We start from the raw sequence: 19,442 nt of genomic DNA on the forward strand, positions 1-19,442 counted from the left end.
AAATTATTTAATAAAAAATCTAAACATTTTTCATCTAATGGCTCTTCATAATAATGTACATTTTTATGATGTTTTTTAGCTTCGATAGACAAAGCTTTCCCATCAATGCCGCCGCTATTTTTTTCGCGGGCGCTGGCAAAAATTTTATGCAATAATAACACATCGGCAGCGTTAAAGCTGGCGGCAAAATCGTTAAAAAGGGCGGCCGTGCGGCTGTAGGTGTGGCTCATAAAACTAACCACCAAGCGCCTGTTGGGATAGAATTGTTTTAACCCCGTTAAGGTGGCCTTAATAGCGGTAGGGTGATGCGCATAGTCGTCCATAATAATAAGGTTATTTATTTTAGCAATAACTTCGCCGCGCCGTTTAACTCCTGTAAAGTTAGCCAGCAGCTCTTTTATTTTGGTAAATTCTAAATTATTATTTAAGCTAAATAAAACGGCTAAGGCGGCGGCGGTATTTAAGCTATTGTGTCGGCCGGCTAAAGGTAAAGCCAGCGGCTGGGCAAAAAGCTTAAGCTTAAAGATAAGCTGCTCATCTTGGCTATGGCAGCTTTCTATCTTAAAGTTATTATCGGCGGTAAAACCGTAGGGAATAACGATTAAATCGCTGCGTTGTTTACTTACTAGGGTAGCTACTTGGCTAGCCCCAACATCATCGGCACAATAAATAAGCGTACCGCCCGGCGGCAGCTGCAAAGCCAGCTCGGTAAAGGCGGCCTCTATATCTTGGTAACTTGGATAATAATCTTGGTGGTCGTGCTCGATGGCGGTAATAACTAAGTGGCTGGCTTTAAAATTTAAAAAATGACGGCGGTACTCGCAGGTTTCGGCAATAAAGGCTTCGCACCCGCCGCTGTAGCTGCTCCCGCCGTCAAAACTACTTACCGCCGAGCCGGCTAAGACGTCCATCTTTAGATTTAAGCCTTTTACCAAATGGCCGATTAAGGCGGTGGTGGTGGTTTTGCCGTGCACGCCGGCAACGGCAACGGCCTGCGGGTAACCGGCGCTAAGCAGCCCTAGCGCCTGCGGGTAGCTAAGCATTGTATCATTTAATTTAAATTTATTTAAGGCGGCGGCATACTCGGGGTTACTTTGATTGTAAGCCCCGCTGTAAATAACTAAATCGGTATTAGTCGGGATATTAGCGGCGGTAAAACCTTCGTTGTAAGGAATTTTTAATTTATCTAAAATTTTATCGGTATAAAATTTTTGGGCTGTATCACTGCCGGTTATGGTATTATTTACCGTTAGCAACTCGGCTAAAGCGGTGCAGCCGCTGCCTTTAATGCCAATAAAATGAATGTGCCGGTTAGTTAGTGTTTTCATTTTGGAAAAGTTAATTAAAAAATATTGCGGGCGAAAGGACTTGAACCTTCACGCCTAAGCATTACCACCTCAAAGTAACGTGTCTACCATTCCACCACGCCCGCATTATTATATTTTTACTACTTTAAAGTACAATTTATTTTTTGTCAAGACATACACTTATTCTTTATTTGTTATAGTATTTAAATTAAACGGCGGCTGTTGCGTAAAAGTAACTGCCTTGTAATCTTTTTAAATTGAAAAACACCCCGTAAAAATGCTACAATAGGACCGCTTAAGTTAAATATTATATTTTGCCCTCTGCTATTCTTTATGATGGGAGGTTTTATAGGATAACGGCACGGCAAGTAAAAGGCGTTTTACTGTTTACAGTAAAATTGCTTTATTTTAAAACTATTAAGGGCTTAAAAAGCTTGACGATAATAAAGTAACAAGTTAAAATGAAAGAATTAGGGAAAGAAGTGATGGGAAAATACAAAGCGACAGTTTTAATAGGTTTTTTAATGTTTTTGGTGAGCAGTTTAGGTGCTAATCAATTTGAGGCCTTATGGGAAGACCCGCGTGTGGTGCAAAACCGCTGGCACGAAATTGCCGTACCGCGCAGCTGGCAAGATTTAGCTATGATAAATAGAGGGCAAGAACGCAATTTTTCGATTGTAGATGCAGGATTGCCCAGTAATTTTAACGGCCGCAGCGTTATTGCCAATTTTTCGGTAGTTTTTGAGGCTAATCTTAACAAAACTCAAGCTGTTGATGCCGTTATGCGCAACTTTGTGCGTGCCACCGGGCGGCAAGTGGAGCAGGTGGAATTTGCTGCTAATAATTGGCAAGGAACCTTAATTAAATCGTTTAATCCCCCTCTTAACGGCCGGCACGGCCAGCGGTACGACTTAATTGTTAATTTGCCCGAGCGCGGCGGCAGTTATGTTTTTTCTATCTTTATTCAATTTAGTGATGCCAGCGGCGAATTTGTTGAGCGTTTTAACCTTGATGACTTTGCAGAAACCGTTTTTAACCATATTTGGTTGCTTTAGCAAAAATTAATAGTTTTGGTTTATTGTTTCTTAATTTTTAATTATTACTAAAAAATAATTATTACTAAAAGAGGCTTGACTTTTAGAGTAATTAAGTTACAATATGGATACATTAAATTAAAATAAGGAGAACAAAATGGCCAGAAGAGTTGATGCCAGTATCTGTACAAATTGCGGAGTTTGCGATGACCAATGCCCTGTAAGCATTATTGTAGAAAAAGATGGTGCCCGTTTTATTAACGATGAAGCTGAGTGTATTGATTGCGCCGCTTGTGATGCAGTTTGCCCTGTAGAGGCTATTAAAGTAGTTTAATTATATTAAAGGCGGCCATATATCGAGCTGCCTTTACTTTTTTTAAAAGTTAGGTAAAAAATGATGAGCGAATTTATTATTAGTGAATTAGGTTTATGGCTTATTATTGTGGTTGCCTTAGTGGTGGTAGAGCTTTCTTCGTTTAATTTAACGGCTATTTGGTTTGCTTTTGGTAGCTTAGTGGCGTTTTTTGCCAGTTTGCTGGGCGTGCCTTTTGCCGGACAAATAATAATAGCTATCGTCTTTAGTGCCGCTAGTTTGCTGCTGTTGCGGCCTTTTACCAAGCGTTTTTTTAAACCAAAGGCCAATACCAATGTAGACCGTTTAATCGGCACCGAAGGGGTAGTTACCGTTACTATCGATGCGGTGCAGGCAACAGGGCAGGTAAAAATTGGCAGCGGCCAAATATGGAGCGCTAAAGCCGCCGATGTAAATATGATTATAGAAGAAAAAACCTTAATTAAAGTTGAAGCTATAGAGGGGGTAAAGCTAGTAGTTTCCCCTTTAAATAGTTAAAGGAGTGTAGAATGTTTGGAACTATTGCAGGTATCCCAACGCCGGTAATTATTATTATCATCTTATTTATAGCTTTTATTGCCAGCTGTATTAAGATAGTGCCGCAAGCGCAAGCTTATGTTATAGAAAGACTTGGGGCTTATTTAACCACGTGGCAAGTTGGTTTGCACTGGAAGTGGCCTATTGTGGATCGTATTGCCCGAATAGCCTCGCTTAAAGAGCAAATTGCCGATTTTCCGCCGCAGCCGGTTATTACTAAAGATAATGTTACTATGCAAATAGATACCATTGTTTTCTTTCAAATTACCGACCCTAAATTGTACGCTTACGGTGTAGCTCACCCTTTAAGTGCGATAGAAAATTTAACCACCACAACACTGCGTAACATTGTGGGCGAGCTGGAGCTTGATGAAAGTTTAACCAGCCGTGATATTATTAATACACGTATTCGCTCTATCCTTGATGAGGCCACCGACCCATGGGGCATTCGTATTACAAGGGTAGAGTTGCGTAACATTATGCCGCCGCGTGATATACAAGATAGTATGGAAAAGCAGATGCGTGCCGAACGCGAACGCCGGCAAATTATTTTGCAGAGCGAGGGCGAAAAGAAGAGTTCGGTTTTACTGGCCGAAGGACAAAAACAAGCCACTATTTTAAGGGCAGAGGCCGATAAAGCCGCTGTTATTTTAGCTGCCGAAGCTAAAAAAGAGGCCGCTATCCGCGAAGCCGAAGGTGAAGCTGAGGCGATTAAGCAAGTGCAGTTGGCCATTGCGACGGGTCTTGACTACATTAATAAAGTTAGTCCCTCGCAAGCTGCTTTAACTTTAAAGGCTCTAGAAACTTTAGGGCAGGTAGCCGAAGGGCAATCGACCAAGCTTATTATCCCCAGCGAAATACAAAGTTTGGCCGGTTTGGCCAGCAGTTTAACCGAAATTGCTAAAACAACTAAAAATTAGTTAATTATTTGATTAAATACTGTAGCTTTGCGGCTACAGTATCATTAAGATTAAGAGGAGGGTAAGATGAAACTTGTTACTGTTAGTGATTTAAAAAAAATTGTTGAAAAACATTCTTTTGATAAATTTATGCTTGATTTGATAGATTATATCAAGAGCGATTTTAGCCGTTGGCAGGATTTTGATAAATCGCCGCGTTATGCGGCCCACGTGCCGGGCGGAGTGCAAGAGCTTATGCCTACGGCCGATAAAGAATATTTTGCTTATAAATTTGTTAATGGCCACCCCGATAATCCGGCTGCCGGCAAACAAACCGTTGTGGCTACCGGCCAACTTTCGGAAATTAAATACGGCTACCCGCTGCTTATTTCGGAGATGACCATCTTAACAGCTTTTAGAACGGCCGCTACCGCCGCGCTGGCTAGTATGTATTTAGCACGTAAAGATTCTGCGGTGTTGGCTCTTATAGGTACTGGGGCGCAAAGCGAGTTTCAGGCTAAGGCTACCAAACTTGTTTTACCCATCAAAACTGTGCGTTATTTTGATACCGACCCGGCGGCGATGGATAAATTTGAGTGTAATTTAAAAGGTGCGGGCCTAGAGCTTATTCGCTGTAAAAGCGCCGAAGAGGCCGTAACGGGAGCCGATGTAATTACCGTTTGTACCGCCTGTAAAAAACATGTGGTGGTGCTTAAAAGCGATTGGGTGAAGGCCGGCCAGCATATTAATGGGCTGGGCGGGGATTGTCCCGGCAAAACCGAGCTGGAACGCGAGCTGCTTTTCCGCGGTAAAGTGGTGGTAGAATTTACCGAGCAATCTTTAATAGAAGGTGACTTACAGCAGCTTACCCAAGACGAGGTGGACAAAGTTTTACACGCCGAGTTGTGGGAGATTATTAACGGCCAGAAGAGCGGCCGTGAAAAGGCCGATGAGGTAACTATTTTTGATTCGGTTGGTTTTGCAGTAGAAGATTTTTCGGTTTTACGTCTTGCTTACGATTTGGCCAATAAATATAACATTGGGCACGATATAGATATGATACCGCCGATTACCGACCCTAAAAACCTTATTTCGGCAATTTAAATATTTATTTTAATTTTTTAGAGTAACAAGCTATTGACATTTTTGCTTAATAGCTTGTATATTATGTAGTAGTTAATATTAAATGGGGGTGTTTTGGCTTTCGACTAGGAGATGTCGCTGTTTAGTTGGCAAGCAGAGCGTGCAACTCTTTAAACTGTGCAAAAAATTTAACTGCCAAAAAGAACGATGTAGTAAGCTTCGAGCTTGCTCCTAACTTGGCTTTAGCTGCTTAATAGTGCGGCTACGGGCTTATAAAGACGCCGCTTTGAGGCTTTATAAGTTTGTAACTTAACCAAAGCTAACCTATTTATTTGCCTAAGGGTTTATAGGGACAATTTATTAAGCTAGGGTAACACAGGATTGTTTATTGACCGCGTGCTATCTAAAATTGGAATAATAAACTAAGCTTGTAGAGGGTTAAATATCGCCTTTTAGGACGCGGGTTCAACTCCCGCCACCTCCATTTTTAAGTTGTTGTTATATAAGTATTTACTTTATTGAAAAATTAGTTGTGAGCATTATTGTGAGCAATGTAGTTTAACTATGGGTAAATACAAACAACCTTACACACTATTTAAAATAGCCACTAGTAAATATTGGTACTATCAAGGGTATAATACCGATGGTGAGCGTCTGAACCGCCGAAGCACTGGCCAAGTAACTAAAGCTAAAGCAATGGCCTACCTGCAAGAAGTTTATCAAGCTGGAGGTTTTACTAACCAGCAAGACACCAAATTTGGAGACTTCTTTAAAGACTATTTCATTTGGGATAAATGCCCATATGTTCAAGGTAAACTATCGCGTACAGTTAAAGGTAAACAAGGTATTAAAGAAAGTACAGTACGCCGCTACCGCAACCTATTTACAACACATATCTTGCCATACTTTAATAAGCTAAAGATAAATGAAATTACCCCTAAAAAAATTGACAAGTGGTTATTAAGCTTTATTGATAAAGGGCTAAGCGGTAAAACTGGTAATAGTGCTAAAAGTGTGCTTAGCATATTACTTGAAGAAGCTATTGACGCAGGTTTAATTAAAGAAAACCCTTGCGAGCGGACTAAACCATTAATTGATAAACCCAAAGAGAAGATATTAATCAATTATAATGAAGCTGTTAATTTTTTTAGCCTTAAAAATTGGCAAAAGGCCGAGAGTAGTGAGCAGTATCGTTTACTATTTATTACTGCTTGCTGTACAGGGTTAAGGCTTGGTGAGCTTTTAGCATTAAGGCATTGCGATGTTGATATTAAAGATGAGGTGATAAGCGTAAATGGCAACTATGATACTAAAGCAACTCATAAACGCACCACTCCAAAGAATGGTGAAAGCCGTATAGTACCCTTACCTGCCTCCTTAATTAAGGCTATAACGGCTATTAATGGCTTTGGCGGTAACCACTATATCTTTAGCTTTTATGGCAATAAGCCATATTCCCGCACAAGGTTAGTTTTAGTTATGCGTGATGCCGCTAAACTAGCAAGCGTTGGCGAAATGCCTCCGCACCACTGGCGGGCTTTTTTTAATACACACCTTGTGCAAAATAACATTAACCCTATCAAAATAAAGGCCATAATGGGGCACGCTAATACCGATATGACCGATAAGTACACCCGCTTTACTAAAGACCAGTTAAGTGATGTTTTAACATTGCAGGAGAAAATTTTAAACGATATTTTACAAAAGAGCTAGGTAACCACGTCCTAGCTCTTTCCTGCTTGTTAGCAGGCTTAATATTAAGCCTATTCTTCACTTTCATTGTAAGTTCTTACACCATTTTTATAATCTTCCCACGTAACTAAGCCTTCGGGGTTATCTATGTATTCGGCCATTATTTTTTTAGATGTTGCCCTTTCATGCTGGTTAGCGGGCTTAATATTAAGCTTTAACTTTTTAGGTTTTAAAAGTTTAACTAAGAGTGGCCTAATTAAATTAAGTTTGCTTTCAGGCATAGTGGCTAGGTAGCCTTGTAATTCTTCTCTTGATACTATATTACTCATCTTTACCCCCTTGTTTTTTTGGTATAAGCTTGGCCGCGTGGTGCAATATGCGTTACTACAATACTGTTGTTATAGTATTCATAAATAATTCTGTATTTACTAGTAGCCTTAAGCCGCCAAGTATCATAACCAGTACCTTTATACTGCTTAATGTCGCCTAAAGGCGGTTCTTGCTTTAAACCATCTATAGCGTTATTTATCTTTACTTTATCAGGCTTAGGTAATTTATCTAAATAACTTTGTGCCTGCTTAGTAAGCTTTACTTCCACACCTAAATTATAGTCATATATGGCCAATATGTCAATAATGCGTAAATAGTGTATTTTGCGCATATAATATTCAATTAATTATATACGCATTTTTTATTTGTTTAAGTTTAAGGCCGGTTGGTAGCGATAGGTAAATATAGGCCGTAACTAGGCCTGTATAGGTATGGCTTAAATTACGCGCCAGCCGCTTTACTTAACTGTTGGTTTTTAGCTATAAAGCCATCTACCAATAATGAAACGGCCTCTAGTTGCTCCGGTTTTAAACTTGTAAGTTTATGGGCAATAGTGGTAATTGCTGAAGGTAATATAGTTCGGTTTTTAACTTGCTTACCTAATAACAAATAATCAATGCTAACATTAAAGAACTGTGCCATTTCAATTACTTTATTAACTGGCGGTAATTCATCATTTCTTTGCCATCTTGAAAATGAAGGCTGTGGAACACCAATAGCCGAATAAACCTCTTTATTGCTAATTCCTCTACTATTAATAATTTCATCAAATTGTGTCCAAAATACATTCATAACTTTATCCTTTAATAAAATTATCGATAAATAAGTCATATTTGACTTGACAAAAAATCAAATATGACTTATTATATGGCCGTAAAGTCAAAAATGAGTTTTTTTAACACAAATATTATGTACATAATATTTGTAAGCATCTTGACAAACAAGATGTTTACAAAAAAAGGAGAGCTTCGGCTACAATTAAACGGTAAATACTTTAAACAATAACTTAATTAAAATAAAATATAGAGGAGTAAATTAATGGAACAAAAAGTTAAATACTACAGTGCCAGCAGGCTTAGCCGCTTGCTGGGTGGTACCCCAAGCCCAACTAGCATTATTGCTATGTGCGATAGAGGGGTCATTAGGGCAACTATTATGAACGATGGCAACGGTCTTAAACTGCGCCGCCGCTACATTATTAGCAGTGTAGCTATAAGGGAAGTATTCCCCGATTTTAAAGATTAAAAATGTTTAGTAAATAACTAACAAGGAGTAAACCACAAGGCGCACAATTAAACGGTAAATACTTTAAATAACAACTTAATTAAAATAAAATATAGAGGAGCAAAAGATGGAAAACTTCAGTGAAGATTTTGACGCTAGTGATTTTGATAACTATGGTGAATACAAAGAGTGGCGGGAAGAAGTTAAAGAACGGTTTTTTGACTGGCTAAGCGATACTTATGAGGAGTTTAAAAATGCAAGAAACAATTAACCCATACGGGAACGAAGATGACCTTTGCCCGATTTGCGGCAGCAATGATAGCTACGGCTACGATTTATACACTAATGATGAAGACTTAAACATTTGCCGGCCATGCTTTTTAAAGCACGCCAAGATTTGGGCTGCTACCTTAACACCGGTAGAAATAGTAAACCTTTATAATGACAAAGAAAATGGTGAAGACAATATGTTTGTGCAGTATTTATTTAGCGTAATTGATGATGTTAGAAAACAAATGATGGGGTAATTAAATGAATAAAAAACGATATATGCTAAGTATTTACTATAATCGTTATAACCGTAAGAAACGGAGGGCAAATAGACTTAACGCTTTAATTAAATGGTTAATAAGGAGTATAAATTAATGAGCAGATATATTGGCGGAAGAGCACGGGTGACCAAAGCCATTAAAGAAGTAAACCCTACAAGCAATAACTATGGAGGGTGTTATATGAAGCTTAAATTTAATAATGCTACTGGCGGTCCATACTGGTTGCTTATGGGCAGAATAAGAATTTATTACGGACTGGAGGGCAAAAGGTAAATGGCCTACAGGTGCGTGAAAGGCGGTAAAGAGTGCGATGGTTGCAGAGACTGTACCCCGCCGTGCATTTACGAAGAATGTTTGGGCAAAGATTGCGTGCATAATTGCCCACAAATAGAGGAAAACGATGAACAAAATTAACGACATTATAAAAAAATGGCCTGTTACCGTGCTAAACGTAACTAAAGAAGGTAACGAGGCCGAGTGGTTAGCCGCCCGTAGCAAACATATTGGCGGAAGTGAAGCGGGGGCATTAATGGGGGCTAGCAAATACGCCAGCCCATTAACACTATACCTTAAAAAAACGGGTGAGTCAAGTGAGTTTGCAGGCAATGAGGCAACGCAGGCGGGTAACCGGCTAGAGGCCGTTGTTATGGGCCAAATTGTTGCAGACGGCATTACACTGATGGACGGCATAAACACCTTTAGTTTAACAAGCGGTGAAGACTTTACGATTTACGACAGCATACCTATGTTAGAGAGAAAAGATATGCCCTTTTTAAGTGCCAACCTTGACGGCTACATTGAGTTTAGCGATGAGGTAGCCGCGTACGGAATTACCCTTAACGGCATAACCCTACAAAGCGAGGTAGGGCTAGAGATTAAAACCTTTGATAGCTACCGCAATAAGGAGCTAGCCAGAGGAGAATTGCCTAAAGCCTACTGGTGGCAGTGCCAGCACTACATGCTTGTTACTGGCCTTAGGCAATTTTTAGTGGCCGCTTACGACAAAGTGGCCGCCAAAATAACCTATTACATTATTAACCGTAACGATGATGAATGCAAAAAATTGTATAATATGGCATGTTTATTTGAGCAACATTTAAAAAACCAAACCCCGCCCGAGCCGAGCGGCCTAGAGTGCGAGACAGATACCCTTAAAGACAGCCTTAAGATGGGTTATACCTTTGCCCTTGACGGGGCCGAGCCGCTAATTGAGGCTTATCAAGAGGCACGTGCCGCACGGCTAGCCAAAGAAAAGGAGCTTAAACCGCTGACCGAAACAGAGGCTAAGGCCGAGCAAGCGGTACTATTAGCTGTGCTGAATGCACAAAAAGAGCTAGGTATTAATGATAATAAAGAGGGCAAGCTACTGGTAAAGGCTGGTAAATGGCAAATAGAAAAGAGCTTAAGAAGCTGTACGAGTATAGATACCGAAGCAATTAAAGCTGCCGGATTGTACCAACAGTATAGTAAAACAACCACTAATGAAAGAATAACTATTAAAGGAGTTAGGTAATGACAGTAAATGGAGAAAAACTTAAAAATATATCTTTATCTGAAATACCACAAAAAAGTAATACATTGGCTAATATATGGACAGATAGCGAAGCATTTGCATTTGTGCAGAGACAAGCACAGCTGCTAGTTGCCAGTGATTTTGTCCCATCTCATTATAGGGGTGAAAAAGGCATTGCTAATTGCGTCATTGCCCTTGATGTGGCGCGGCGGACAAATATACCGCCATTAATGGTATTACAAAATATGTATGTGGTAGATGGTATGCCTAGCTGGAGCGGCCAATTTTCTATTGTACTTATAGAAAACTGCGGTAAATTTAAAAACATAGACTTCGAGCTAGAGGGTGAAGCGGGTAATAACCTAAAGTGCCGATTAGTAGCTACCCGAAAAAGTGATAATAATCAGGTAAAAGGCACTTGGATTACATGGGAAATGATTGTAAAAGAGGGTTGGCTTAACAAAAAGGGCAGTAAGTGGCAAAGTATGCCCGAGCAAATGATTCGTTACCGTGCTGCCTCCTTTTTTGTGCGTACTTATTGCCCAGAGGCCATGCTTGGGTTACAAACTACTGAAGAACTAGAGGACATATCTGCCAATTCATTGCCAAAAGCTAAGATTAAAGATGTAACACCGGAACTAGAACCAGCTTATTTAGCAACTAAAGATGTTACTCAACTATCACCGGAAAAAGAATCCTCTAAGCCTGTCATCACCCAGCCGGTTAATGACGGCACTACAGTACCGGATGAAAGTGAAAAATTAGCTGCTTTGTTAGATCTTAGGGATATACTTAATAAAGGAGTAAGGTACAGTTTATTCACTGCTAAAAAGGCCGGAGATATTTACCGTAAGGCTGAAAAAGAAAGTTTAGAGTTTATTTACGATATTTGGGGCAGTTGTAAAAAACAGGTAGAAGAATATGAGTATATGCAAAATAAACAAGAAGGAGAATTAGAAATTTACTAATTTATAAGTAGCCCTAATTTTGTGGGGCTACTTAATGCCATAATTAATAATCAGAGGTATCCTATGACGCATGTTAATAACATTAAGAATAGGTTATTTTGTATCTATAAATTAATTACATTATATTAATTAACATAAATTGATAATTAAATTAATGATTAATAAAAAAGAACTACAATGTGGGAAGTAATATGACTAAAGAAGAGATAGCTAAAATTATGCAAGTAGCAGAGAAAGATAGACGCATAAGGTGTTGCTTTATATTTTTAAAAGATTTGCTAGGTATCTATGCGTCCAAAGGGTATTGCTATGTAAATACTGCTTATTTTTGTGAAAAATATAACATAGACAAAGATGGCAGAACACTAAGAAGGTGGAAAAATAGAATAACTGAATGCGGTTATTTAACCTTTACCAAAAACCAGCTAATAGAAGTACATAATAATCAATCGGGCACATCTGACCGAATTTCGGATAAATCTGACCGCTTAGAGGACACATCTGACCGAATTTCGGGCATAAATGACCTACATAAAAAAAAGAAACAAAATATAAAACAAAACAAACAGAAAGAGCCCCCTTTGCCGCAAGCGGCTTCGGGGCAAAGTAAAAGAGTGGCTTTATTCCCAAGTGAGGTACTTGATGGTTGTAACCATAAGCCATGCAGCAGCTGCGAGCTTAGATTAGATTGCCCTAAGCAGAAAGAAATGCCTTTAACCCTTGAGCCTACCGAACCTAAAGGAAAAATAAGCCATGCCCCTAAAAATGAATATGCTAAACGTAAAGCTCAAGGTTTTTTAACCTTTGAGCCTACCGAAGTTGATGGATTGATATTTGATATACCGGTAGAACTAACGCAAAAGGAATACAATATTTTGGTAGCTGCCAAAGGGGAAGAGGAGGCGATGAAAAAGATAACTGCTCTTGCGCTTTGGTTTGGCAACAATCCTAAAGAATTTGCCAAAAGAAATAAGAACGACTACAAACGCATTTGCGACTGGTTTATACGTGATAAAGAAAAAAACAAAAAAATAATAAGAGGAAACAGTTTTGAAGATACAGAAGACCTATAATATGCTTAGCCATGTAAAGAAAGATATGATAATGTGCCTTATCTGCGGTGAAATAACCCTGCAATGCAGCGTGTATAGCGGCGAATACGAATGTCTTAAGTGCCTTGAAAGAGCTCAATCTGAAGAGAATAAAAAACATGCTCTAAAGCTTAAAGCCGATAAATATTCGGACTTTAAAGATAACATCATCAAACAAAGTGGAGCCAGTGAAATTCACCTGATATGTGTAAGCCACCTAGATATTAGCGATTACATTGCCAATTTAACTAGCAATATTGAGCAAGGTATTGGCCTTACTTTTTATGGGCCGCCGGGTACCGGTAAGACAACAATGGCCGTGCGTATAGTAATTGAAGCCTATCGCAAAGGTTTTACCACCGGTTACCTCAAGGCTACCAGCAAGGATAGGCTTAACCATACTTACCTTAACAGTCAGTTGTTAATTATAGAAGATTTGCACCGTGCGGTAAAAGCCTACGCTAATGGTAAATTTAACCAAAATGACCAAAATGAAATTTATGAACTGGTAGAACACCGCCGTAATAATTTCCTTACTACCATTTACATAAGCAATTTTGGCCGTACAAAGTTTGATAAAGACGGCAACATAGTAGCGATGGGTATTGATATGTACTTGGGAGCAGATGTATACGACCGCATTACCGACCGTAATAGGCAGATAGTGATTAAGTTTGAGGGCAAAAGCTACAGGCAAATAAAAGACATAAAGGAGGAATAGCTATGATTAAAAAAGTATGCGTTGGGATAGGTAGTGAACTATATAGTATAATAGATTTTACTGCCGAAAGCTTAGGTTTAAATTTAAATAAATTTGCTCTTAGCTCTTTAATGGCTAAGAGCTCAAGTCTAAATGAATTAGAAATAAATATGAAAGAGGTTAAAATGGAGAAGAAATTAAAAACAATAACTTTGCGTTTGCCAGAAGAGGTATATACAAATTATAAAATAGAGGCCTTTAGGCGCGCTATTACCTTTAGCGATTTAGTAACCGCCGTATTACTACAGCGGCTTAAAGAAATTGACAATACTGGTAATAAAGAGTAACCCAACTAAAGCATAAATAAATATTTATGCTTTAGTTATTCATTGTTTAAAATAACTGCATTATGTTTTATAATAGTTGTTATGAGAAACAGCTTTTTGCAAAGAAGTAAGTTTAACGATTTTATGCAGCCACTCTATGAAGAACAAAACAGGGCAGCGCTGGCTATTTATGGCGATAATGAGGGATTCTTTCTGACCGATGGCAAGCTACAAGGTTGGGTGCTAGATATGCTTATACAACATTGGCATATAGATTATATTGCTAACGATATAGCACGTGAGTTTGTTCAAGAGGTGTTTAATAACCTCGATAAATTTGGCAGCTTTAACTTTATTTTAATAATCCTTAAAGTTCTCTTCGGGGCAAATAGTATAAACATTATTAACCGCTATCACGGCAGCATAGGGCTAGAAATAGTCAACCCTGATGAGAGCCGGGTTAAGCTTTATGTAGACGATAGCGGTAACTATTACCTGCACCCATCTAGTGCTAATTATGCTGCTTTAGGTAGCGAAAATGCCATTAGCTTAGTGGATTGGGCTATAGGCTTTTGTAACCAATTTTTATATAGCGGCACAACCGTACAGGGCGTGATAGTAACTATTTCATAACAAGGAGAAAATATGAGCACCACAACATTTAGAGAATTACCAGACATTACCAGCCCAATAGGGATAAGTTTTGTTAATACCGGTACCCTTACAGGAGTGGATAGTAAAATAACCTATAATAACCTTGTGGCCACCATAAGAGCCGATTTAGGTATACAAGATATACTTAACAAACTAGATGAAGCAGTAACCATTAAAGAGGGCTTAGATGGACGTATATCTACCCTAGAAACGCAGCTGGCAGTAGCTAAACAAGACATAGCAGGCCTAAAAAATAGAGTGGAAGTGCTGGAAAATAGGCCTTTATATACCATTCCAATCGGATTCGTTATTGGTGTGCCTAGCGGCAGACTTACTCCAAGTAGTATGGGTTTTCCATCTAGTTACGTATGGGCAAATATTACCAGCACCGTGCCTAACATTATTGCCGGTGGTAGCGTATGGATACGCACGGCTTAGATGTTTTACTTATAATGCTCTATGGTATATTTTATAGATAATTTTACATTTATAAAATATTTGCGAATTAATTTGACAAAATTTACTTAGTAGTTTACAATGGTAGTATGAAAGACAAAAGGAGTTAAATAATGAAATTTTTAAGTAAATTATGTGTTTTATTGGCCGCAATGGCAATTTTTGGCTGTAATTTAAGTAATGATAATAGAATAGAAGATAGTATTGATTTTAGGCCAAACGATAATTCTATTATTATTAGTATTGCAGGTAGTCATAGTGCGAGTGCATTATCATTTAATATTGCAGATGATAGCATGATTTTTACATATAATGGGGCGCGTATTCACCAAGGCATTGTTAATAATATAAGTAGCCATTTAAATATAAATCAAGATATAAATATTGTTGTTAATGCATCAAGTAATTATAATTTTATTGTAGAAATAACAAATAATAGAACTAGCAGTATAATTATAAATGATGATATTGAATTAAGGGGGTTAATTTTAGATAATGGAATACCGAGTTTTGCAGGTATTAATATTGGCATTAAAAAACCCGGCGAATTATTTTCGGTTAGGTTAAATTAATGTTAGACAACGCAACTGTTAGTAGTGGATTTTTTACATTTGGTGGCACAACTTTCAGGAGACTTGTATTCACTTTTAATGGTTCTCTTTTTTCGGCTGGCAGTATATTATATATTAATCCAGATTTTTTTCAAGATACTAGAAGAAGTGTTTTTCCAAATACGGCTAGTAATTGGCCAATAATTGATAATGCGTGGCCAACATTATTCGCCTTCAGGTTATCGCAACCGCCAGCTAATCCGGCCACGATGATGACAGCACGGCTTTATGTTGGCTATCATATAATACCGGATAGGATAGATCCCAACCAAAACCAATTAATTACAACTCCCGGGGCAAATATAAGGCCGGTACAATTTGGTTGGGTTAATCCTAACTGGTCTAACCCCAATGCCCTTGAAATTTTTTCAACGCCATCAAATGGTTTACTTAGTAATTTTTCTTCAAATCAACGATATGATGTACTTGCTAATGCTTTTTTTGCGGTTATGACGCGAGATTATTTTCAATTACCATGTAGAAATTATCCTTTAGGGAATATGATACTCCAAGGATAACGATGGCTAGTAGAGGTTTTAATCAAATTTGAGTAAAACCTCAAAACTGTCTATAAATCCGTAAATTACAATATCGTGTGCTATCCAGTCATTAGATAAATTTCATTATGCACTAACTTTATTTTCATTATTAAACTTAATTAATTCTTGCATATTTTACTACCTTTTAATTTGATTAGCGCTTGACAAATAGTATTAAATACGATACTATTAAGTATGGCCCATATTGATAAACTTATTGCTAAAATGAAAAATCAGCCTAATGGTATTACTTTTAATGAGGCCAGCAAGGTATTAGAGGCTAAAGGATACATTTTTATTAGACAAAAAGGTTCGCATTGCCAGTTTGTCAATGACATTAATAAATCAAGATTAACCATTCCAAGTAGTCCATCACCAATAAAAAGGGTTTATGTTACTGAAATACTTAGGCATATAGGAGAGCAATAATGACTGTGGAAGATTACTTACAACTACCTTATCATATTGTTATTAGGCATATTATAGATGGTACTGGTAATTACTATTTTGCTACTGTACGTGAGCTTGACGGCTGCATGAGCCATGGCCATAGTTATACCGAAGCTTGTGAGAATATTCAAGAAGCTATGTCTCTCTGGATAGAGACTAGCATTGAAAAAGGTTTTAATGTGCCTATGCCTATTAATGAAGATGACTATAGTGGTAAATTTGTAGTAAGGTTGCCTAAAAGTTTACATGCCAAATTAGTAGCTAAAGCTGCGGAGGAAGGAGTATCGCTCAACCAGTACGCACTTTATCGTTTAAGTGTATAAAATATGATAATAAAAAGTTAAGCATAAAGCTACTTAACCTCAACCGCCCTCTTTGGGCGGTTTTTTATTTACTAAGAGCATAAATAAATATTTATGTTCCTGTTGCTATTGCTAGAAATGGCGGTGTAGATTTTAGCCGTGATTTTCGTATCATATTACAAAGGCCACAGGGTGGCCTACATTTTTCAGCTAGGCTAGATTTTATACCAACTGAAAACCGAACAGGCCAAAGTATGAGAGTAAATTGGCAAAATATTAATAACGGCGCTAATCTAACATCAGGCTGGCCCTCTATAAGCGCTAATTCTAGGCAATCTATTGTGATAGCCAATGTACCGGCTTATATGCCGCGCATAAGACGGCATTTTGTCTTTGGCAATATGATTTTACTAGAGCCATAAATACTTTATTCAAGTAAATGAATCGGTTTAAACCAACGGCTCTTTAGCTACAAGCTTATCATCAGTGCAATAATTGCCTTATGCACTCACTATTGCACAAGCTAAGTTTTTACAAATGCCATAAATAAACATTTATGCAATGCACAAAAATAATTGACAGTGCATTGCATTGCACTTATAATTAGGCTATGCCAGCGCCTAAAAACATACCATTAGAGAAATATGCAGCTTTATTTGAGCAAAACTTAAAGGATAACCAAGTAGCCAATGCTCTTAATGTAAACCAAAGCACCGCTTGCCGTATGCGCAAGAAATGGAAGGATAATCTAAAATACGAACAAGCCATAGATATGAGCAAAAAAGATGTAGCTACAGAAGTTAGAGAGGATTTTAGTAAAGTTTTGCAAACAGCTCCGGCTATAGCGCCACTTCTAAGCAATGATAATGGTAATAACTTTAGCAAAGAGGTGATAGATAATGAATATGACCTTATTGTAACCTTGCGCGGCCTACGGGCAGATTTACGACAGTACCAGAAAGAAGGTAATTTACGCGGTGTAACCGCTACATCAAGAGCTATTAAAGACATCGGTGTACCATTCGCAGGTATAAGTAATCTTAAGGGTATTATAGATGTTAAGTAGTTTACTTAAAGACTTAAGCGTTATGGCTAATGGTATAGCCAAAGACATTTTAGGCGATAGCAGTGATAACTCGGCCACCTTACTACAGGATATTGCTAAACTAAATGTGCCTCCTGTTTTTATGCCGCTCTATAACTCGGCCTATCGCTATAAAGTGGCTTATGGTGGGCGCGGCGGGGCTAAAAGCGAAAGTTTCGCGCGGTTGCTCTTGCGTATAAGCTTAGAAAGAAAAGTGCGTGTATTGTGCACCCGTAGCGTGCAAAAGAGTATCAAGGATAGTGTGCACAAGTTATTGAGCGATATAATTAGGCAATACGAGCTAGATAGCTATTTTAAAGTTACCAATATTGGCATAACTAGCTTTAATGGCAGCGAGTTTATCTTTAAAGGCATAAGCGGCAACCAAGTAAATAGTTTACGCAGTGTTACCAATATTAACTACTGCTGGATAGAAGAGGCCGATACCATTACAACCAGCGAGTGGCAGCTTTTAGTACCCAGCATAAGAGCTGCCGGCAGCGAAATTTGGATTAGCTTTAACCCCATGCACGATGATGATATTATTTACAGAGAATTTGTGCTAAGCAAACCCGATAATGCCTTAGTAATTAAGGTAAACTACACCGATAATCCCTATTTGCCCGAAGTTTTAAGGGTAAAGGCCGAGCAGCAGCGGCTAGCCGATGAAGATTTGTATAAACATATTTGGCTTGGCCATACTACTGATATTATTGGCGATTACGCGCCATTTAAAAACTTAGCCACTATCGATATTAACTACTGGCCAGATTACGGCACTTCGGCCTTTATTGACCCTGCCTTTGATGGCCGCGACCTTGTAGGATTAAGTATACTTTACCGCAAACGCATTAACGATGGTACTATTGAGTGGCTTAACCATGCCGCCGATTTTGATTTTAATATAGAGGGAAAGATAGAGTTCCTCATTAATTACCTGCTTAACTTTAATGTTAGCAAGCTTTATATAGAGGCTACCGGCAACAGTGGCCTTGTGGCAAGGCTTTTCACTGATGAGCTAGAGAGGCTCGGCCATTATATGCACATTGTTAAGGTTAATGCTACACAAAGTAAGGTAGATAAAATTATGAGCAATCTCTTACCTATTGCCAGCCAACTTTACATTGACACCTCCGGCAGCCCTAATAGTATTAAAGGTTGGCGCTTTCGCGACCGTAATGGTAAACCAACCGATAATGACCACGCTATAGACGCACTTGCCAGCCACGTTAAGGCCATTATGCACTATAGCCAGTATGACGGGATTTATGATGGGTAGAGATTTATAATATTTGCTTTAGTTTTAGTTATAGTCTTAAATATGTTAAGTTTAGCGGTAGGCAAGTTTAGTAAAAAATCTTTGCTATTTGGGCTAACCATAGTGTTAATTGGCATAATTAGTATGTCTTACACTATATTAAATAATTAAAATGAAAGAAGAAGTTAAAAAAAAGGTGGCAGGCCAGTAACAGGCACAGCATTGGATAGTAGTATTACAGCTTTTTGCTATAAATGGCAAAAAGAAGCTATTAAGCAAAAAGCTAAAGAGGCTGGCTTAAGTTTATCCGCCTATATACTAAAAAAGGCCCTAGAATAATATTTTGTGCTTTAAAGGCTTAAAAAAATTTAAGCATAAGCTAATTAACATCAACCGCCCTCTTTGGGCGGTTTTTTATTTACTAATAGCATAAATAAATATTTATGCTTTAATCATTTATTGTTTACTTTAATTAGCATAC

The 19,442-nt window shown here is 38.2% G+C and carries 29 protein-coding genes, 1 tRNA gene and 1 other RNA gene; 26 read left to right on the forward strand and 5 right to left on the reverse strand.

The window, feature by feature from the left end:
* Positions 1-1,328 (reverse strand): UDP-N-acetylmuramate--L-alanine ligase (gene murC, locus FWE37_02465; protein MCL2519854.1); only part of this gene is annotated, 1,328 nt, incomplete at its 3' end.
* Positions 1,329-1,353: 25 nt separating this feature from the next.
* Positions 1,354-1,432: transfer RNA gene (locus tag FWE37_02470), tRNA-Leu, on the reverse strand.
* Positions 1,433-1,768: 336 nt separating this feature from the next.
* Here FWE37_02470 and FWE37_02475 point away from each other — a divergent pair.
* From FWE37_02475 to FWE37_02505, 7 genes are all read left to right on the forward strand, one after another.
* A complete protein-coding gene (locus FWE37_02475; GenBank protein ID MCL2519855.1) occupies positions 1,769-2,362 on the forward strand; it encodes a hypothetical protein in 594 nt (197 codons plus the stop codon).
* A gap of 136 nt (positions 2,363-2,498) precedes the next feature.
* The gene (locus tag FWE37_02480; GenBank protein ID MCL2519856.1) at positions 2,499-2,675 is read left to right on the forward strand and encodes a 4Fe-4S binding protein; all 177 of its coding nucleotides are present in this window, start codon (positions 2,499-2,501) and stop codon (positions 2,673-2,675) included.
* 60 nt (positions 2,676-2,735) lie between these two features.
* Complete coding sequence (locus tag FWE37_02485) at positions 2,736-3,191, forward strand: NfeD family protein (GenBank protein ID MCL2519857.1); 456 nt, start codon at positions 2,736-2,738, stop codon at positions 3,189-3,191.
* An 11-nt stretch (positions 3,192-3,202) separates the two neighbouring features.
* Positions 3,203-4,150, forward strand: a complete 948-nt coding sequence (locus tag FWE37_02490) for an SPFH/Band 7/PHB domain protein (GenBank protein MCL2519858.1) — start codon at positions 3,203-3,205, stop codon at positions 4,148-4,150.
* A 66-nt stretch (positions 4,151-4,216) separates the two neighbouring features.
* Positions 4,217-5,233, forward strand: a complete 1,017-nt coding sequence (locus FWE37_02495; protein ID MCL2519859.1) for an ornithine cyclodeaminase — start codon at positions 4,217-4,219, stop codon at positions 5,231-5,233.
* Positions 5,234-5,317: 84 nt separating this feature from the next.
* Positions 5,318-5,699, forward strand: a transfer-messenger RNA (tmRNA) gene (ssrA, locus tag FWE37_02500).
* A gap of 77 nt (positions 5,700-5,776) precedes the next feature.
* Complete coding sequence (locus FWE37_02505; protein MCL2519860.1) at positions 5,777-6,925, forward strand: site-specific integrase; 1,149 nt, start codon at positions 5,777-5,779, stop codon at positions 6,923-6,925.
* Positions 6,926-6,975: 50 nt separating this feature from the next.
* Here FWE37_02505 and FWE37_02510 read toward each other — a convergent pair whose 3' ends face one another.
* The 3 genes from FWE37_02510 to FWE37_02520 all read right to left on the reverse strand — a co-directional run bounded on the left by FWE37_02510 (position 6,976) and on the right by FWE37_02520 (position 8,026).
* Positions 6,976-7,233: a hypothetical protein gene (locus tag FWE37_02510; protein MCL2519861.1), complete on the reverse strand. Its 258-nt coding sequence runs from the start codon at positions 7,231-7,233 to the stop codon at positions 6,976-6,978.
* Between the two features lie 2 nt (positions 7,234-7,235).
* Entirely contained in the window at positions 7,236-7,565 is a 330-nt protein-coding gene (locus FWE37_02515) for a type II toxin-antitoxin system RelE/ParE family toxin (protein ID MCL2519862.1), read from the reverse strand.
* A gap of 110 nt (positions 7,566-7,675) precedes the next feature.
* Entirely contained in the window at positions 7,676-8,026 is a 351-nt protein-coding gene (locus tag FWE37_02520; GenBank protein MCL2519863.1) for a helix-turn-helix domain-containing protein, read from the reverse strand.
* A 246-nt stretch (positions 8,027-8,272) separates the two neighbouring features.
* Between FWE37_02520 and FWE37_02525 the strand changes: the two genes are divergently transcribed.
* The 19 genes from FWE37_02525 (at position 8,273) to FWE37_02615 (ending at position 18,982) form a co-directional block, all read left to right on the forward strand.
* Entirely contained in the window at positions 8,273-8,479 is a 207-nt protein-coding gene (locus FWE37_02525) for a hypothetical protein (GenBank protein MCL2519864.1), read from the forward strand.
* A 106-nt stretch (positions 8,480-8,585) separates the two neighbouring features.
* Positions 8,586-8,729, forward strand: coding sequence for a hypothetical protein (locus tag FWE37_02530; protein MCL2519865.1), 144 nt, complete (start codon positions 8,586-8,588; stop codon positions 8,727-8,729).
* On the forward strand, positions 8,713-8,985 hold the full coding sequence (locus tag FWE37_02535; protein ID MCL2519866.1) for a hypothetical protein: 273 nt from the start codon (positions 8,713-8,715) through the stop codon (positions 8,983-8,985). The genes FWE37_02530 and FWE37_02535 overlap by 17 nt, the downstream gene beginning before the upstream one ends.
* A gap of 117 nt (positions 8,986-9,102) precedes the next feature.
* Positions 9,103-9,282 (forward strand): hypothetical protein, encoded by a 180-nt coding sequence (locus FWE37_02540; protein ID MCL2519867.1) that lies wholly within the window; start codon positions 9,103-9,105, stop codon positions 9,280-9,282.
* On the forward strand, positions 9,283-9,423 hold the full coding sequence (locus tag FWE37_02545) for a hypothetical protein (GenBank protein MCL2519868.1): 141 nt from the start codon (positions 9,283-9,285) through the stop codon (positions 9,421-9,423).
* Positions 9,410-10,522 carry a YqaJ viral recombinase family protein gene (locus tag FWE37_02550; protein MCL2519869.1) on the forward strand — a complete coding sequence of 371 codons (1,113 nt, stop codon included), beginning with the start codon at positions 9,410-9,412 and terminating at the stop codon, positions 10,520-10,522. The genes FWE37_02545 and FWE37_02550 overlap by 14 nt, the downstream gene beginning before the upstream one ends.
* The gene (locus FWE37_02555; GenBank protein MCL2519870.1) at positions 10,522-11,490 is read left to right on the forward strand and encodes a recombinase RecT; all 969 of its coding nucleotides are present in this window, start codon (positions 10,522-10,524) and stop codon (positions 11,488-11,490) included. The genes FWE37_02550 and FWE37_02555 overlap by 1 nt, the downstream gene beginning before the upstream one ends.
* 191 nt (positions 11,491-11,681) lie before the next feature.
* Positions 11,682-12,563: a hypothetical protein gene (locus FWE37_02560; GenBank protein MCL2519871.1), complete on the forward strand. Its 882-nt coding sequence runs from the start codon at positions 11,682-11,684 to the stop codon at positions 12,561-12,563.
* On the forward strand, positions 12,541-13,302 hold the full coding sequence (locus tag FWE37_02565; GenBank protein MCL2519872.1) for an ATP-binding protein: 762 nt from the start codon (positions 12,541-12,543) through the stop codon (positions 13,300-13,302). Before FWE37_02560 ends, FWE37_02565 begins: the two co-directional genes overlap by 23 nt.
* Before the next feature lie 2 nt (positions 13,303-13,304).
* Entirely contained in the window at positions 13,305-13,628 is a 324-nt protein-coding gene (locus FWE37_02570) for a BrnA antitoxin family protein (protein ID MCL2519873.1), read from the forward strand.
* A gap of 81 nt (positions 13,629-13,709) precedes the next feature.
* Complete coding sequence (locus tag FWE37_02575) at positions 13,710-14,240, forward strand: hypothetical protein (protein MCL2519874.1); 531 nt, start codon at positions 13,710-13,712, stop codon at positions 14,238-14,240.
* Positions 14,241-14,252: 12 nt separating this feature from the next.
* Positions 14,253-14,699 (forward strand): hypothetical protein, encoded by a 447-nt coding sequence (locus FWE37_02580; GenBank protein MCL2519875.1) that lies wholly within the window; start codon positions 14,253-14,255, stop codon positions 14,697-14,699.
* A 131-nt stretch (positions 14,700-14,830) separates the two neighbouring features.
* Entirely contained in the window at positions 14,831-15,289 is a 459-nt protein-coding gene (locus FWE37_02585; protein MCL2519876.1) for a hypothetical protein, read from the forward strand.
* Positions 15,289-15,846, forward strand: a complete 558-nt coding sequence (locus FWE37_02590; GenBank protein MCL2519877.1) for a hypothetical protein — start codon at positions 15,289-15,291, stop codon at positions 15,844-15,846. Before FWE37_02585 ends, FWE37_02590 begins: the two co-directional genes overlap by 1 nt.
* Positions 15,847-16,062: 216 nt before the next feature.
* On the forward strand, positions 16,063-16,296 hold the full coding sequence (locus FWE37_02595) for a type II toxin-antitoxin system HicA family toxin (protein ID MCL2519878.1): 234 nt from the start codon (positions 16,063-16,065) through the stop codon (positions 16,294-16,296).
* Entirely contained in the window at positions 16,296-16,640 is a 345-nt protein-coding gene (locus FWE37_02600) for a type II toxin-antitoxin system HicB family antitoxin (GenBank protein ID MCL2519879.1), read from the forward strand. Before FWE37_02595 ends, FWE37_02600 begins: the two co-directional genes overlap by 1 nt.
* Positions 16,641-16,873: 233 nt before the next feature.
* Positions 16,874-17,041 (forward strand): hypothetical protein, encoded by a 168-nt coding sequence (locus FWE37_02605; GenBank protein MCL2519880.1) that lies wholly within the window; start codon positions 16,874-16,876, stop codon positions 17,039-17,041.
* Between the two features lie 188 nt (positions 17,042-17,229).
* Positions 17,230-17,685, forward strand: coding sequence for a hypothetical protein (locus FWE37_02610; protein ID MCL2519881.1), 456 nt, complete (start codon positions 17,230-17,232; stop codon positions 17,683-17,685).
* Positions 17,675-18,982, forward strand: coding sequence for a PBSX family phage terminase large subunit (locus FWE37_02615; protein ID MCL2519882.1), 1,308 nt, complete (start codon positions 17,675-17,677; stop codon positions 18,980-18,982). Before FWE37_02610 ends, FWE37_02615 begins: the two co-directional genes overlap by 11 nt.
* The last annotated feature ends 460 nt before the right edge of the window (positions 18,983-19,442 follow it).

The sequence above is a fragment of the Spirochaetaceae bacterium genome, assembly GCA_009784515.1.
GTDB lineage: Bacteria > Spirochaetota > Spirochaetia > WRBN01 > WRBN01 > WRBN01.